At 72.1% G+C, this 15,480-nt stretch carries 12 protein-coding genes; 6 read left to right on the forward strand and 6 right to left on the reverse strand.

Annotated elements, in window-relative coordinates; all coding sequences use genetic code 11:
* Positions 1-23: 23 nt before the first annotated feature.
* Entirely contained in the window at positions 24-1,574 is a 1,551-nt protein-coding gene (locus tag POL72_RS30440) for a hypothetical protein (protein ID WP_272099663.1), read from the forward strand.
* 206 nt (positions 1,575-1,780) lie between these two features.
* Positions 1,781-2,944 carry a molybdopterin-synthase adenylyltransferase MoeB gene (gene moeB, locus POL72_RS30445; protein ID WP_272099665.1) on the forward strand — a complete coding sequence of 388 codons (1,164 nt, stop codon included), beginning with the start codon at positions 1,781-1,783 and terminating at the stop codon, positions 2,942-2,944.
* Between the two features lie 75 nt (positions 2,945-3,019).
* On the opposite strand, the gene POL72_RS30450 is transcribed toward moeB, so the two are convergent.
* The gene (locus tag POL72_RS30450) at positions 3,020-3,352 is read right to left on the reverse strand and encodes a hypothetical protein (RefSeq protein WP_272099667.1); all 333 of its coding nucleotides are present in this window, start codon (positions 3,350-3,352) and stop codon (positions 3,020-3,022) included.
* A 183-nt stretch (positions 3,353-3,535) separates the two neighbouring features.
* Here POL72_RS30450 and POL72_RS30455 point away from each other — a divergent pair, with 183 nt between their 5' ends.
* From POL72_RS30455 to POL72_RS30470, 4 genes are all read left to right on the forward strand, one after another.
* Positions 3,536-3,988 carry a hypothetical protein gene (locus tag POL72_RS30455; protein WP_272099669.1) on the forward strand — a complete coding sequence of 151 codons (453 nt, stop codon included), beginning with the start codon at positions 3,536-3,538 and terminating at the stop codon, positions 3,986-3,988.
* A gap of 267 nt (positions 3,989-4,255) precedes the next feature.
* Positions 4,256-5,272, forward strand: a complete 1,017-nt coding sequence (locus tag POL72_RS30460; RefSeq protein WP_272099671.1) for a tetratricopeptide repeat protein — start codon at positions 4,256-4,258, stop codon at positions 5,270-5,272.
* A gap of 136 nt (positions 5,273-5,408) precedes the next feature.
* Positions 5,409-5,624, forward strand: coding sequence for a hypothetical protein (locus POL72_RS30465; RefSeq protein WP_272099673.1), 216 nt, complete (start codon positions 5,409-5,411; stop codon positions 5,622-5,624).
* 64 nt (positions 5,625-5,688) lie between these two features.
* Positions 5,689-7,170: a globin family protein gene (locus POL72_RS30470; protein ID WP_272099675.1), complete on the forward strand. Its 1,482-nt coding sequence runs from the start codon at positions 5,689-5,691 to the stop codon at positions 7,168-7,170.
* 6 nt (positions 7,171-7,176) lie between these two features.
* Here the strand turns inward: POL72_RS30470 and POL72_RS30475 are convergent, their stop codons facing one another.
* The 5 genes from POL72_RS30475 to POL72_RS30495 all read right to left on the reverse strand — a co-directional run bounded on the left by POL72_RS30475 (position 7,177) and on the right by POL72_RS30495 (position 15,465).
* Positions 7,177-9,000 (reverse strand): ArnT family glycosyltransferase, encoded by a 1,824-nt coding sequence (locus POL72_RS30475; RefSeq protein ID WP_272099677.1) that lies wholly within the window; start codon positions 8,998-9,000, stop codon positions 7,177-7,179.
* Positions 8,997-9,983: a hypothetical protein gene (locus tag POL72_RS30480; RefSeq protein WP_272099679.1), complete on the reverse strand. Its 987-nt coding sequence runs from the start codon at positions 9,981-9,983 to the stop codon at positions 8,997-8,999. The genes POL72_RS30475 and POL72_RS30480 overlap by 4 nt, the downstream gene beginning before the upstream one ends.
* A gap of 8 nt (positions 9,984-9,991) precedes the next feature.
* Positions 9,992-12,067 carry a hypothetical protein gene (locus POL72_RS30485; RefSeq protein WP_272099681.1) on the reverse strand — a complete coding sequence of 692 codons (2,076 nt, stop codon included), beginning with the start codon at positions 12,065-12,067 and terminating at the stop codon, positions 9,992-9,994.
* Between the two features lie 240 nt (positions 12,068-12,307).
* Complete coding sequence (locus POL72_RS30490) at positions 12,308-13,816, reverse strand: UDP-2,3-diacylglucosamine diphosphatase (RefSeq protein ID WP_272099683.1); 1,509 nt, start codon at positions 13,814-13,816, stop codon at positions 12,308-12,310.
* A 239-nt stretch (positions 13,817-14,055) separates the two neighbouring features.
* Positions 14,056-15,465, reverse strand: coding sequence for a serine hydrolase domain-containing protein (locus tag POL72_RS30495; protein ID WP_272099685.1), 1,410 nt, complete (start codon positions 15,463-15,465; stop codon positions 14,056-14,058).
* Positions 15,466-15,480: the final 15 nt, after the last annotated feature.

Below are 15,480 nucleotides of genomic sequence, written 5' to 3' on the forward strand. Positions count from 1 at the left end.
AGGAAGTGGAACAGTCCTGTCCTATGCGCTCAGCAGGGCCGCTGCTCCGTCATCCCCTCTCCCTCGTCCTCGTCCTCGCCGCGATCCCCGCCGCGGCGGGCTGCGCCGCCGAGCCCGCCGCGCGACCGGCGCCGCAGCCCGCCGTCACGGCGGAGATGGCGCGCATCGCGGAGAGCCAGCGCCGCGTCGACGAGGCGAGCCGCGCGCTGTCCGACAAGCGGTACGCCGAGGCGCGCGGGCTGCTCGACAAGGCGAGCGGGCTCGGCGTCGACTCGCACCGGTACCAGATCGGCGAGCTGCGCGAGAAGGTCGACAGGCGCGAGGCGAAGGACTGGGCCAACGACGCCGCCGAGCTGCTCGACCAGAAGGAGTGCGAAGCCGCGTTCGACAAGCTGTCGGCGCGGATCGACGAGCTGAAGAGCGAGGCGTTCACCCACGAGGTCCGGCGGCTCGTGGCGGCGCAGGCCGCGGCGTGCGCGAGCAAGAAGGTCGACGACGCGACCATCGCCGGCAAGCTCGCGGAGGCGCGCGCGTTCCTCGCGGCCCCGCCGACGAGGACGGTCCTCGGCGACGCCGGCACGGACCGGCTCACGGCGGAGCTCGACGCCACCATCGCCGAGGTCCTCTATGGCCAGGTCGAGGCGGATGTCTCGGCCGGACGCTGGGCGAGCGTGGTCGAGAAGCTCGACGCCGCCGTCAAGCGGGGAGACGTCTCCGAGGAGCAAGGGAGCGCGATCCTCGGGCGGGTCCGCGCGGCCGCGGCGCCACGGCTGGCCGAGCTCGCCGGCAGAGCGCTCGGCTCCCAGAACGCAGAGGCGACGCTCGGACAGCTCGACGCGACCATCGCGCTCCTGCGCTGGGAGGCGCTCGCGCCCGACGGGGCCGAGCTGCCAGGGAGCAGCGCGCTGCCCGAGCCGCTCGCGCGGAAGCGCGCCGCCCTCGCGGCGTGGGTCGAGGCGCGGAAGGTCGGGATGAAGCCCATGAAGAAGCCGGAACAGCGCTGGTCCCACGGCACCGTCCAGGCGTCGCCTGCGTCGGACAGCGACGGCGAGCCGAAGCGCAGCCTCCCGCCCTCGACCCCCGTATGGGTCATCGGCCAGACCAAGGACCTCGCGCTGGTGACCGCTGTCGACCCCGGCACGGCCGTGGTCACGGCGGCGTTCGACGTCGCGATCGGGTGGGTGCCGCTGGCGCGCCTCGCCCGGGAGCCGACCGTCGACTGGCTGCCGCCGAACGACCAGCTGAAGGGCGAGCGCGTGTGGGGCCCGCTCCGGGAGAAGCAGCCGACGCTCGAGCTCGGTGTGGTGAGCGACGTCCAGGGAGCCGATATCACCGTCCGGCGGCTCGCCGACGACGCCGAGATCAAGCTGCCACGCAAGCAGCTCCGCAGCGGGCGCCTCGCCCCGGGCACCAAGGTGCTCGCGCTCTGCAAGTCGGAGAACGAGCCGGCCACGATCATCGACGTGCCGCCCGCAGGCCGCGTCGCGCTCATCCAGTGCGAGGGAGGAATGCAGAAGGAGGAGCCCCTCGCCTCGCTCCGATCGCGGCCCGAGCTCTTGCCCCGCAGCCGCTAGCGCCGCGCTCTCGGAGCCCCGCCGGCCCTCCGGCCGCCGCCGGGCGGCTGGCTGCGCCGCGCCGGCAGACCGGGCCGCCGCGCCTCGCCTCTGCCGACGCGCGCGGCGCTCGCCCTGCCCGCGTGGCCACAATTATCGACCGCCGGCCGTCCGTCGTTGACTCGTAGCGCCGGGCACCTAAGTCTCTGCATCCCTGAGGAGCCACGATGCCCACGACCTATAGCGACCTCATCTCCGACGTCCGCAAGTCCATCCGCGAGCTCTCGCTGACTGAGCTCAAGCGCCGTCTCGACGACAAGGCCCCGATGGTGCTCCTGGATGTGCGTGAGAAGGAGGAGTACCGCGCCGGCTTCATCCCGGGCGCGATCTCGATCCCGCGAGGCTTCCTGGAGATACAGGTCGAGCAGAGGCTGCCGGACAAGTCGGCCCACATCGTGGCCTATTGCGCGGGCGGCACGCGCTCGGCGCTCGCCGCGAAGACGCTCCAGGAGCTCGGTTACACCAACGTGGAGAGCGCCAACCCGGGCTTCTCCCGCTGGAAGGACATGGCGTACCCGGTCGAGATGCCGCCCAACCTCACGGACGCGCAGCGGGATCGGTACTCCCGGCACCTGCTCCTGCCCGAGGTCGGCGAGGCGGGGCAGGCCAAGCTGCTCGCCTCCAAGGTGCTCCTGCTGGGCGCCGGCGGCCTCGGCAGCCCGGCGGCCCTGTACCTGGCCGCCGCGGGCGTGGGGACGCTCGGCCTCGTCGACGCCGACGTCGTCGACAACTCGAACCTCCAGCGGCAGATCCTCCACGCGACCTCGCGGGTGGGCATGCCCAAGGTCGACAGCGCCGAGGCGGCGATCCGCGACCTCAACCCCGACGTGAAGGTCGTGAAGTTCCAGGAGCGCGTCGACAGCGGCAACGTCGACCGCATCTTCGAGCAGTTCGACATCATCGTCGACGGCTGCGACAACTTCCCGACGCGCTACCTCGTGAACGACGCCTCGGTCTTCAAGAAGAAGCCGGTCGTGCACGGCTCGATCTTCCGCTTCGAGGGCCAGGTGACGACGTTCATGCCGGGCGTCGGCCCCTGCTACCGGTGCCTCTACCCCGAGCCGCCGCCCGCGCACCTCGCGCCGAGCTGCCAGGAAGCGGGCGTGCTCGGGATCCTGCCGGGGATCATCGGCATCATCCAGGCGACCGAGGCGGTGAAGCTGATCCTCGGCAAGGGGGCGCCCCTCATCGGCCGGCTCCTCACCTACGACTCGCTGCGGATGAAGTTCGGCGAGCTCAAGCTGCGCCGCGACAAGAGCTGCCCCGTCTGCGGCGAGTCGCCGACCATCACGAGCTACATCGACTACGAAGGCTTCTGCTCGCTCGGCTGAGCGCACACGCCACGCGCAGCGCGCTCGACGACGACCACGAGCGCCCGCGCCGTGCGGCGGGGGCGCTCCGCTGTGTCACGAGGGGTACTGGAGAACCGTGGCCTTCTCGGGCCGCTCGATCGACTCCACGCGGCTCGTGACGATCTGCCGCTCCATTCCGTCCTGATCCATCTGGGTGAAATAGATGGGGGAGCCGATGCGCGCGTTCTGCGGCTCCGGGATCACGACGCCGTTCGCGTTGATCCGAACCGCGCCCTGGAGCTTCAGGTGCAGCGCGAGGTGGGCCGGCCTGAACTTGCGCGCGGCCCGATCGCGGACCGCGACGCAGATGTCGTCGCGGACGTGATACTCCGTGTTGCGGGTGATGAAGACCCGGTGCTTGCGGCGCTCCTTGCCGGTGTAGTCCATGCTCGCTCCTTCGCGCCCTTCGGCGCGGCGCGCATCGTGGCAAGGCGCGCCGCGCGTGGCCAAATTCGTCGCGGCCGCGCGGCCCCCGGCGTCCCGCACGAAACCAGGCGCCGCAGCAACTTTGTGCGAATCTCCGCGCGCTTTTGGGACGCGGCGCGCGGCGGTGCCACGATCGCGATCGCCATGTCGCGCAGCGAGCGTCTACCCGGTCCCGGTCTGGCGAAGGTCCAGCGTCCCCCGCTCCTCCAGCGGAGGCACATCGAGCTCGTGACCTGCTCGACGGGGCGCCTCCACGCGCTGTTCGAGAGCGCCGACGTGCTGAGCGAGGGCAGCACCCGCGACGAGGGGGGCGCGCTCGTCTACTATGGGTCGACCAGCCTGCACGTCGCGCTGCCGTCGGACGCGCCGCTGGCGGCGCTGCTCGATCGGGCGCTCGCGCTCGACCCCCACCTCCGGCTGCGCGCGCTCCGCGTGGCGCACCGAGAGGCGGCCGCGCGCGCGGGGGGCCCGCTCGGGCCGATGCAGGCCGAGATCCGCTGCGGCTTCGCGCCACGCGCGGCGGCGGTCTCGTTCGCGCTGACCGTGGACGTCACGGCGCGCGTGCTGATAACGACGGACAGGACGGCGCGCGCGTGATGTCGATGCAAGGACCTTCCCGACGACCGCTCGGCGGCGCGCGTCCCTCGCGAGCGCGCCGCACGACGCCCGCCGCTGCAGGCCCGCGCTACACGGGCTCGAGCGTGTCGACCGTGTCAGCGGAGACCGTGAGCGCGACCGCGCGCCGTGCCCCCTTGACGCGCGTGTCCATGTGGAGAACGGGAGCAATCCGGCTCGAGGGGGGGTACGCTCCCCACGACGCGCTCTGCCCCCGCCGATCGTCGACGCGGAGCTGGTGACGCTGCGATGAGCAAGAAGGATCGTTCCGCCTCCGGAAATTCCGACAAGGTGATCCACGTCGTGTTCGGCCCGGGTGGCGGGCGGGTGTCGCAGCCCCCGCCTGCGCCGCGGGAGGGCGCGACGGAAGCGCCGCTCCCTGCGCCGGGCGCCCGCGAGCCGGTCACCGACATGTTCACCGGCACCGAGGTCGCGCGGCTGCTCGGCATCTCGCCCGGGCGGCTGCGCTCGCTCGATCGCGCCGGCATCGCGGCGCCGAGCGGCCGGCGGCGGGGGCGGCGCGCGTACACGTTCTCGGACCTGATCGCGCTGCGCGCCGCGCGCGACCTGATCGCCCGCAAGGTGCGCCTGCGCGACGTCGCGCGGGCGATCGAGAACATCCGGACCGCGCTCCCCAAGGTGACGCGCCCCCTCGCCGAGCTCCGCGTCGCCTTCGACGGCAAGGCGGTCGTGGTCCGGGGCGCGTCGGGCGCGTTCGAGCCGCTCACGGGGCAGATGGTGCTCGACTTCGAGGTGAAGGAGCTGCGCGACGACGTCGTGCGCGTGCTCCGCCCGAAGGTGGGCCGGGAGCGCGCGCGCACGGCCTACGAGCTCTACATGCAGGCCAGCCAGCTCGATGAGGATCCGGCGACGATGGACGAGGCCGAGGCGCTCTACCGTCGCGCGCTCGAGATCGACCCGTGGCTGGCCATCGCCTACACGAACCTCGGCAACATCTGCTTCCGGCGCAACGCCGAGGAGCAGGCCGAGGCGCTCTACATGAAGGCGCTCGATCTCGACGCGGCCCAGCCGGAGGCGCAGTACAACCTCGGCTACGTGATGCTCGAGCGCGGCCAGGCGGCGGAGGCCATCCGCTATTTCCGGGGGGCGATCGAGAGCGATCCGCGCTTCGCGGACGCCTATTACAACCTCGCGATGGCCTACGAGCAGATCGGCGATCCGACGAAGGCGCGCCCGTGCTGGCGCAGGTACCTCGAGATCGAGCCGACCGGCACGTGGGCCGAGATCGCGCGCAGGCACCTCTGAGGCGGGCGGTGAGCTCGGGGCGAGCGGCGCGGGCGTCGCCGACGCGCCCGCGACGTGGCAGGTCTTGGCGGTCGGAACCAGCGAGTGAGCGCGAGAGGTTGCTGCAGCGCGCTCCAATTCAGGAGAGGTGAACGAGATGAGCGACGTGGGATCGGCCCGGCGGGCCAAGGACGAGCTCAAGGCCAAGATCAGCGGCGAGCCGTGGTGTGTCGGCATCGGCGTCGAGCGGGAGGACGGGGTCGGCTTCATCGTCCGCGTCAGCATCCGGTCCGGAGGAGCCGACGCAGCGCGCGCGGTCATCCCGGAGCGCATCGGCGGCGTGCTGATCAAGGTGATCGAGAACGACCCCTGAGCACGGCCGATCCGCGGTCTTCAAATATCGCCAGGCCGCGCAAACCGTGTAAGCTGCGCGCCTCGTGAACGAGCGCAATCTCTCCCGCCGACTTTCCACGAGCATCGTTGACGCGTTGAAGGCGCACGGGCACATCCTCGTGGCCAGGGGCGGCGCGACGGCGCTCGCGCGCGAGCTGGAGGACAAGATGGCTGCGGACATCGCGGCCATCACGCCCAGGCTCGAGCCGTGGGCCCTCGTCGACGGAGAGCCCACGACCACGTTCGGCACCGACGAGATCGACGACCAGGTCGAGGAGCTCGTGGCGAGCCTCACGAGCACGTTGATGGAGTCCGAGCACGTCGAGGACATCTTCACCGAGGACAACGTGATCAAGCGGGATGTCTTCCGCGTGATGCGCGACGCGCTGCTCGGGCCGCGGCCAGAGATTGGCCTCGAGGACGACGGCCCAGTGCACGTGCGCCTGGACATGCTCGGCTACGTCGCCTCGACGGTCGGCAAGCGCGCGCCGGCGCAGGTGCTGCACGAATCGCTGACGCGGGCGGCCCAGAGCGCCGGCGGCAAGCTGACGGGCTACGACGCCGAGCTCCGCGAGGCGACGTTCTCGCTCGAGAGCAGCGATCCCGACGCGCGGCTCGAGATCGAGGAGGCGGTGGCCGATGAGCTCTCCGACCTCGTCGAGGCGAAGGTCGTGACGCTCCCGATGCTGGAGCGCCGCTTCGAGCTGCAGCGCAAGATCGAGGCCGGAGCGCGCGGCGGTCTGCGCCAGCGGATCGACTCCATCGCCTCGAAGATGCTGCGCGAGGGCGGCTGCGCCGCGTCGTGGGAGCTCGCGGGCGACCGCGTCCTCAAGCTCAAGCTCACGCCGCTGTCCGAGCAGGATGCGCTCGAGGTCGACAGCCACATGACCGACTTCAAGCGCGAGATCGCGGTGGTGCTCGGCGACCCGCTCGACGAGCTCGAGGTCGCCGGGAAGCCGGCCGCCGCTCCGCCGCGCAACGACGTCCCGCCGTCGCGGCGCCGCGAGCCTGCTCCGGTGGCGGTTGCGGTGGCCGTGGAGGAAGAGGACGAAGACCTCGACGACGAAGACCTCGACGAGGAGGACGAGGACGAAGACCTCGACGAGGAGGACGAGGACGAGGACCTCGAGGAAGAGGGCGAAGATCTCGACGAGGACGCGGACGACGAGGACGAAGACCTCGACGCGGAGGAGGACGAGGACCTCGACGAGGAGGAGGCGCCCTCCAGGAAGGCCGCTCCGCGTGAGAAGCCCCGCAAGCCGGCCGAGCCGGCGGTGGAGCAGCCCGCGGCGAGCAAGCCCAGAGCCGTGGCGGTCCGAGGCGCGAAGAAGGAGCCGGCCAAGAAGCCGGCGGCCGCGACCAAGAAGGCGAGCGCGCCGGCAGAGAAGGCGGCGACCGGGAAGACCGCGGCGCCGGCCTCCGTGAAGAAGGCGGCGGCGAAGGCGCCCGCCAAGAAGGCCGCGAAGGCGCCCGCCAAGAAGGCCGCGAAGGCACCTGCCAAGAAGGCCGCGGCGAAGAAGCGCTGATCGCGCTCAGCGGGCGCGGTTGCGGTAGACGAGGATCACCGGCACGCCGTCGGGCCCGGCGATGTGATCCGGGCTCGTGGTCCCGAACGCGACCCACGCCTGGTACGCCTGCCCCAGCATGTGCTTCTCGTGGTGGTAGAGGGCGAAGTCCGCGCCCGCGACCGCCCCCACGCCGCGGATGTCCTTTCGCAGGCGCCCGTCGCGCAGCAGCATCTCCCACGCCGGGCCGGCGGTGTCGTGGATGTACACAGTCCCTCGGGGTGGTACGTGCTCGTTGAGGTACGCGACGACCGCGCCCGTTGTGTACCCCCAGAAGGTGCGGTTCAGCCCGAGGTTCGCCGCGCCGGGCGCGCCGCCGACCAGCGGCGTGTAGCTCGAGAGCGCCCACGGGTGCGCGTGCAGCGTCTCGGCGATGGGCGCCGCGATCACCGCCGCCCCGAGCAGCGCCGGGACCAGCGGGCCGCGCGCGAGCGCGGCCGCGCGCGTGGCGACGCCGGCCCGCGCGCCGGACCCGCGTCGGGCGAGCAGCAGCGCGCGTAGACCGACGCGAGCGCGCCGCACGGCCGCGGAGAACGCGGCGCCGGCGAACAGGGCGATGAACGGGTAGGCCGTCATCCAGTGCTTCGTGCCGCCGAAGATCGGCGTGCTCGGCGAGAACCAGGCGCCGTACACAGCGGCGATGGCGAGGAACCAGAGGAGCGCCGTGCCGCCGGGGTCGTCCGCGGGCGGACGGAGCCGCGCGGCGAGCGCCCGCTCTGCGGCGAGCGCGAGCCTCCCGCCTTCCGGAGCGAGCCGCGCCGCCGCGCACGCGAGCGGATGGAGGAGGCGCTCGCGTGCCGCCGCGCAGAGCCCCGCGGCGAAGAGGCACAGGGTCACGAGGGGGACCGTCGCCGCCGTCATCACGGGCGCGTAGGCCCTCGGCATCGGGGGCGTCCAGTAGTTCCGGCCGAGGAACTCCATGTTGTAGTACTCGTGGTTCAGGTGAAACGACGCGTACTCGCGGAGGCGCGGGAGCGTGTCGCGCCAGATCCACGGCCAGAGCGCGTAGAAGACCAGGGGGCCGATCGTCGCCATCGCGGCGAGCGCGGCGAGAGGTCGCCGGGCGCCTCCGGCCCGCGCAGGCGAGGCCGCGGGCGCCGCCCCCGCCGCGCTGGCGCGCGCGACGATCCGGTCCCTGACCTCCATGCCGACGGCGTGCGAGACGCAGACGATCGGCAAGAACCAGGAGTTGTGCTTCGTGTCGAGCGCGAGGCCGAACGCGACCCCGGTGAGCACGGGCCACAGCGCGCCGCCGTCCCGCAGCGAGCGCCAGTAGGCGTAGGCGCACAGGGCCCAGACGGTCACGATCGGCGCGTCGAAGCAGGCGAGGTGCGCCTGGTAGAAGTACCGCGGCAGCATCGCGAAGAGCGCGGCCGCGGACGCGCCGGCGAGCCGATCGCGCGCCTGGGTGCCCCAGAGGTACACGAGCGCCACCCCGACGCCCGACAGGACCATCGCGGGGAACCGGTAGCTCGTGCCCTCCACGGCGAAGAGCCCGAGCCGCTTCTGCAGGACGAGGTTGGAGAGCGCGAAGAGCGACTTGATGAGGCCGGGGTGCTCGTGGTTCACCGACCAGGCGGCGTCGACGCTCTGCGGATCGAGCGCCGCGCGCGGCGCGTCGAGGAGCGCCTGGAACCACGCTCCGTAGCGGTTCGCGGCGAAGAAGTAGAAGCCCTCGTCGCGCGCGTAGCCCAGATCGCCCGCGGTCGCGAGCAGCAGGGCGACGTACGCCGCCGCGAACGCGAGCGCGATCAGGCCGTCGGAGGGCGCGAGGGGCGCCGAGCGCTTCATCGGGTGTCCGCCTCGAAGCAGTAGTGGCGGTGCGTGTAGTCGGCGGATCTCACGGCGAACTCCACCTCGGCCTCGGCCGCGCCCGCGTGGGCGCCGAGCGGGAACTCGAACACCGCCCACCCATCGCCGTCGGCGTGCGTCGCCTCGCCCACGGCCTCGCCGTCCACGCGCACGGACAGCGTGACCGGCGCGCCCCGCCGCTCCCGCTCGATCATCCAGTACATGCCCGCGTGCCCTCGGATCACCGAGCCGAGCGGGACGCCGCGGAAGCGCGTGACGATCTCGCCGTCCTTCGGCGGGTGCGACCAGATGCACCGGCGAGGGCGGAACTCCTCGTCCGCGATCACCGTGACGCCCACGTTGAAGAACGGGCCGCCGGGGCACTCGAAGCGCTCGGCGGGGAACGTCGGGTTCCCGCCGAGCCCGCCAGCGGCGATGCGCGCGCGCGGGTTCCAGCGGCACGCGGCCGGAGGATCCGTGACCCGCACGTCGGCCGACGCCGGCGCGACGTTGTCGACGAAGTCGTAGACGACGCGCGCGGGCGACGGGTTCACGAGGCGCCGGAGCACGAAGGGGCCGCGCTCCTGCCGCGCCGCCTCGCGGAAGCCCGCGAGCTCCTCGGCGCGCTGGCCGAGGACGCTGATCTCGACCGCGGCCGCGTAGCGGCTCTCGTCGGGCCGGGCGGCGTCGCGCAGCGGCATCAGCTCGTCCCCGAGCGCGCGGCGCGCGGCCGGATCGGCCCATCCCGGCGCGACGACCACGAGATCCCCGGGCTGCTTCATCGCCGCGAGGGGCGCCGCGACCTCGCGCCAGGCGTCGAAATCTGGAGCTCTTTCGCTGAAGTAGACGTGCGCCACGAGCTCTCCGACGCCGAGCGCCGGCAGGCCGAGGAGGGCGAGCAGGCCGAGGGCGCGGCGCCGGCCGCGCGCGCTCGTCGCTTCGCCCGCGGCCGAGGCGGTCTCGCGGGGTTTCGCCGGGATCACGGAGAGTCCTACAGCTCGATCGCGTAGACGACGCTGCCGAGCGGCATGCGCTGCATGCGCTCCTCGATCACCCCGCGGAGCGCCTTCCAGGCGCCGGGCTTGTCGACGTACGTCTCGCGCAGGCGCAGCGCGCCGGCCTTGTCGCCGCGCGCCTTGATCCCGAGCACCGTCCTCGCGAGCGCCTCGGCCGCGGCGGGCAGCTTGTCCGCCTGGATCGAGAAGCACCCCTTGTCCGCGCCGTTCGCCGCGGTCTCGCCGCGGTAGAAGCCGAGCGCTCCTGCGTCGAGCAGGCTGCCGAGCTGGATCGCGGCGAGCTGGCCGTAAGGACGCGCCTCGCCGCCTGCGGTGTACATCCCCTGCCCCGCCTGCCCGAGCGCCCAGATCACGTCCCTCACCTCGGACATGCGGGCGAGCGCAGGGTCGAGGACGCCCTTCTGCGCGAGCCAGCCGGTGAAGAAGAGCGCGCCGGTCTGGGCCTTGAGCTCCTCGAGCATCGAGGCGAGCGGCCCGCCGAAGATCTCGTCGTCGGTCTTGCCCTGCACCTTGTAACCCTGCGCCGGGCCCAGGTTGTGGGACGCCTCGTGCAGCACCGTCCCGAGCGCGGCCACCGGGCCCTCGAGGGACACGTTCTCCATCGTGGTCTTGCAGAAGAGCGACGCGGCGGCCTCCCGGAGGGCGGCGCGGCTGTCGTCGTCCTGCAGGAGGTTCACCATGACCACGGTGCGGCCGCGGCCTTCGGTCGCGACCGGCCCCCAGTTCGGCAGGCTCTGCCCCGACGTCCCGCCGGTCGCGGCGCGCGATTCGCCGGCGTTCAAGAGGATGTCGATGAAGTCGGGCAGGTGGAAAGCGACCTTGCGCGCCTTGTACGGCGCGCCCGCGAGGCTCGCGAAGGCCGCCTCCATGTCGGACTTCACCGGATCGAGCTTCTTCTGCCAGGTCAGCGACTCCTGGTTGATGCGCGCGAAGCTCACGTGGAAGCCCGCCTTGCGGCTGCACGGCTCCCAGTAGGTCTCGTCCGGCCCCACGCGCAGGTACCACGCCGAGTTCTCGGCGTTCATCTTCGCCCAGGGCTCGTCCGCGAGCTCCCAGCGGTTGTCGAGGAACGCCTGCGACGCCGCGAGCAGGTACGCCTTGAAGGCGGCCTCCTTCGGGCTCTGGATCGCCTCGGCCGCCGCCTTGAGCTCCCGGCTCACCGCCTCCATCTCGGGCTTGTAGGCCTCGCTGTAAGGGACGGCCTTGAGGGCGCCGCGCTCCTCGACCACCACGGTGAAGGGGGAGAGGAGCGTCTTCTGATCCGGGCGCGCCTCGAGCGCGGCGCAGAACTTCTTGTCCTGCTGGAGGCGCGCCGGATAGACGCCGGTGACGCGAGGCGGCCTGCTCGGCAGCGCGCTGCAGTTCGGATCGTCGCGCGTCCTGGGTTGCTGGCACCAGGGCCCCTGGTTGCGCCAGAACATCGCGCGGCTGGCGGGGTCGTCGGCCGGGATCTTGTCGGCCATGCCGGCGGAGCCGAGCTGCTTCGCGTGGATCTGCTCGATGAGCTCGGCCACCTTGAGCAGGTGGTCGACGACGGCGCGGTCCTCGGCCGACGCGCCGCGGAGGTCGGCCCGGAGGAGCGAGGGGCGGCCGGCCGCGAGCTCCGCGAGGACGGCATCGCGGCGGCGCACCTCGGCCTCGTCGAGGCCAGCGCGCAGGTGGCCCTCGGCCTTGACCTTGGTCATCGCCGCATAAGCCGACGTGAACGCCGGGGTGAAGGCCCCGGAGGCGACCCAGGCCGGCGCCGGGGAGTGATACCAGAGGGCGGAGACCTCGTCGGGGTCGACGGCGCCCGAGCCGTTGTGGTCCGCGATCCAGAACAGCGGGAGATCGAGCTCCACGGCGATGCGGTTGAACTCCAGCCGGGGGATCTGATCGAAGCGCGGGGCCTGGGGCGCGGCCTGGGTGGGTGTGGGCGCAGGAGGAGCGGCCTGGGGCGGCTCGGCTGGCAGAGGGGGGTGCGGAGCCGAGCAGGCGGTGCCCGCGGCGAGGGCGGCCAGCGCGACGAGCGGGGCGCGGCGGAACGGCGGGATCGGGAGGGGGATCTTCATGGCTGGAGCTCCGAGGGGCCCTTGACCTGCGAGGCGCGCGGGACGGCCGGGAGGCCAGCGAGGGCGAGGAGGCGCGCCGCGAGAGCGCCCGGCGCCCTGGTCGCGCCGCGAGAACGCCTCCCCGCGCGATCGGCCGCCGGACTGCCAGGCACGCGGGAGCGTAGATCAAGGACGCCCGGAGAGGGGGTGTTTCTGCGCGCTGGTTAGGAAGGAGCGTTAATCAACGACGCGGGAGCGGCCTCATGCGGAGGGACGGACGCCTGCCGCCCTGGGCAGCCGCTGCCCGAAGACGCCTGCCAGGAGCTCCCCCGCGCCGTAGTAACAGAGGTAGCCGGCCAGCGCGAACTTGAGCGGCACGGCCGACGCGGGCAAGAGCAGCAGGACGAGGCCCGCGACCGTCGAGCCGGCGCCGACGAGGAAAAGCCACCTCGACTCCACCATTCCCTTGAGCACGATCGACGCCGCGACGCGCAGCGCGCCGGAGATGAACGCAAAGAACCCCACGAGGACCACGAACATCTCGACCATGTGACCGCGACGGAGCACGACGAGGCCTAGAAGGAGGCTCGCCACGCCGCGCACGCGGGAGAGGAGACGTCGGATGGGCGGCTCCCGCAACGCACCGACGAGCGACAGGGCGCCGTCGACGAGCGCGTAGGCGGCGAAGGCCGAGACGAGCAGGCGCCACCCCGCGGAGGAGCCCTGACCGGCGGAGATCGCCAGGGCGCCGGCGCCCACGGAGAGCGCCAGGGCGCCTTGCGCGATGAGGATCCATCGGGAGCGCTCCGGGCGCGTAGGCTTCGGGAACATCGTCCTCGCGGCGGAGATGGCCGCGGCGACCGGGCTCTTCGTCGCCGAACGTGCGCGATCGGGCTTCGCGTCCGGGAGCACGAGGGGCATCGCGCGCTCGACGGCGCGACCGTCTTTCCACTCAAGATAGCGGACATGTCCGTCCGGAGAGATGCGAAGGAACGAGTTGAGAGGCCCGGCCCATGAACCGCTGTTGAAATACCAGTCACCGATGGAGCCTGCCTTGTGGGTGTGCCCGAGGACAGCCACGTCGTAGGCGCCCGTGTCGAGCTCCGCGCGGACGCCGACCACGTGCTCGCCGAGCCGATCCGGGTTCTGCGCCGGCGTCAATGCCCCGCGGGGGGACCGGTCCCTCTCCGTCACGCGCTGGCTCATCGTCGCCAGGGTGCGTTTCCAGATCGTCAGTATCGAGTCGCCGAATTTCTCGAGGACGTCCTCCACGCTCTCGCCGCCCTTGAGGAGAGGAGAGCCGTTCTCGTCCTCGGCGACGCCGGCGAGGATGGAGAACATGCGGCCGAAGCCAGGCTCGTCCCCGGCGTTGAACGGATCGGTCTCGTGCCCGTGGCAGAAGTGGAACCGCTTGCCGTCGAGCTCCCGGGTGAACGGCGCGCGCATGCACGCGAAGAAGGGGTGATTGAGGAGGTCCGTCTCGATGAAGTGCACGAGATCGACGTCATGGTTGCCGGGCACGTAGACGAGCCTCAGCGCGGCGAGCTGGTCGAGGAGCGCCCGCCGCTTCACGAACAGGAGGCTGAGGTTCATCTGCCAGAGCTCGAAGAGGTCCCCGAGGATGAAGAGCTCGCCCCCCTCGCTGCCCACGTGGTCGAGGAATGCACGCAGCTGCGACGTCTTCTTGCCTGCCTCGAAGTTGTCGCGCGCGCCGCCGTCACCGATGTGCAGATCGCTGATGACGAAGATATCCCTGGCTGCGCCATCCATTGCCCTGCTCCAGGGTGGAGCGATCCCGCCATGAGCGGCGGCCGCGTCCCCCGCCCCGCGTGCGTCGCAAGCCGCGTGCCGCGACGATCCGCAGGAGGGCGAGCGCCGGTCGAGCGGACGGCGCGGCCAGCAGCGATGCGCCCGCCGGCAGCGATGCGCCCGCCGGCTCGCCGCCGCTCGGAGCGCGCGAGCGCCCCCGGGCGGTCACTCGCACAGGGCGCGCGAGCGCCCCCGAGCGATCACTCGCACAGGGCGGTATCGACGAGGTCGAGGACGTCCATGTACGCCTGCTCGGCGCCCTCTTCGCCGTAGAGGAAGTACGGCAGCACCGTGATCGCCACGGTGACGGCGCGGCCGTCGTCGGTGACGCCGCCGCGGGTGTGGTAGCCGGGGATGTCGCCGCCGTGGCCCCAGACGAGGCCACCGCAGCTCAGCGGGGTGCTGACCACGCCGAGACCGTACCGAGCGCCGGGCCACATGGCGGGGGCGTCGACCGTGGTGCGGAGCTCCTCCAGCTGCGCCGGCTCGAGGAGCTCGCCGCCGAAGAGGGCGGTATAGAATCGGTTGAGGCCGCTCGGGGTCGCGATCACCTGTCCGGCGGCCCATCCCCATCCCGGGTCGAGCTCGGTGATGTCTTGCAGCGGCTCACGGGGCACGTCCGTGTGATAGCCCTTTGGATGGCACCCGCGGATGCCCTGCTCGCCGACGCCGGGGAGGTAGGTGTGGCGCAGCCCGATTCGCTCGATGATCCGGCGCGTGATCTCCTCGTTCAGAGGGCGTCCGGTGACCTTCTCGATGATCATGCCCGCGAGAACATAGTTGGTGTTGCTGTACGCCCATTCGGAGCCGGGGGTCTTCCCCGGCTGCGCCAGCGCCATGTCCAGCAGCGCGTGGGGATCGAAGTAGGTGTGCTGGAGCTTGAAGACGCCCTCGGCCAGGAGCACATCGTCGTAGTCGGGCAGCCCGCTCGTGTGCTGCAGGAGCTGCCGCACCGTGATCTCGCGGCCGTCGATGCCGTCGCCGCGCACGAGGTCCGGCAGGTAAGTCTCGATCGGCGCGTCGAGGTCGACCTCGCCCTCGCCGACGAGCTGGAGGACGACCACCGCGGTGAAGCTCTTGCTGCTGCTGCCGATGCGCACTTGCCCGTCGACAGGCACTTTCGCCTCGGTCTCCAGGTCGCCGACACCTGAGGTGTAGTGACGGGTCTGCCCGTCGCGATCACCGACCGCGACCAGGACAGCGGGGAACTCGAGGTCGCCCACGAGATGATCGGCGCCTTGCTGCACCGGATCGTCGGGATCGGTGTTGGCGCCGTTCGTGGAACCATCGGTGCACTCGCCCGACGGATCGCCTCCGCAGCCGCTGCCGGCATCCTGGCCGCCACTGCCGGCGCCTTGACCGCCGCTGCCGGCATCCTGACCGCCGCTGCCGGCGTCCTGACTGCCGCTGCCGGCGTCCTGACTGCCGCTGCCGGCGTCCTGACCGCCGCTGCCGGCGTCCTGACCGCCGCTGCCGGCCTCTCCGCCCACGCCGGTGCCGCCGCCCGTGTTCTCCGGCGTCCCACCGGCGTCGGAGCAGCCCGCGAGCAGGGCCGAGGATCCGAGCAGCGCCGAGACGAGGACCATCGAAAAGACGTTTCGCAAGCTCATCGCTGCTGCGCTGGC

The sequence above is a fragment of the Sorangium aterium genome (assembly GCF_028368935.1).
Lineage (GTDB): Bacteria > Myxococcota_A > Polyangia > Polyangiales > Polyangiaceae > Sorangium > Sorangium atrum.

Bases quoted from the DNA above. Each gene is read 5' to 3' on its own strand.
- moeB (WP_272099665.1), top strand. From the start codon at position 1,781: ATGCCCACGACCTATAGCGACCTCATCTCCGACGTCCGCAAGTCCATC.
- POL72_RS30440 (WP_272099663.1), top strand. From the start codon at position 24: ATGCGCTCAGCAGGGCCGCTGCTCCGTCATCCCCTCTCCCTCGTCCTC.
- POL72_RS30485 (WP_272099681.1), bottom strand. From the start codon at position 12,067: ATGAAGATCCCCCTCCCGATCCCGCCGTTCCGCCGCGCCCCGCTCGTC.
- POL72_RS30465 (WP_272099673.1), top strand. From the start codon at position 5,409: ATGAGCGACGTGGGATCGGCCCGGCGGGCCAAGGACGAGCTCAAGGCC.
- POL72_RS30450 (WP_272099667.1), bottom strand. From the start codon at position 3,352: ATGGACTACACCGGCAAGGAGCGCCGCAAGCACCGGGTCTTCATCACC.
- POL72_RS30475 (WP_272099677.1), bottom strand. From the start codon at position 9,000: ATGAAGCGCTCGGCGCCCCTCGCGCCCTCCGACGGCCTGATCGCGCTC.
- POL72_RS30455 (WP_272099669.1), top strand. From the start codon at position 3,536: ATGTCGCGCAGCGAGCGTCTACCCGGTCCCGGTCTGGCGAAGGTCCAG.
- POL72_RS30460 (WP_272099671.1), top strand. From the start codon at position 4,256: ATGAGCAAGAAGGATCGTTCCGCCTCCGGAAATTCCGACAAGGTGATC.
- POL72_RS30495 (WP_272099685.1), bottom strand. From the start codon at position 15,465: ATGAGCTTGCGAAACGTCTTTTCGATGGTCCTCGTCTCGGCGCTGCTC.
- POL72_RS30490 (WP_272099683.1), bottom strand. From the start codon at position 13,816: ATGGATGGCGCAGCCAGGGATATCTTCGTCATCAGCGATCTGCACATC.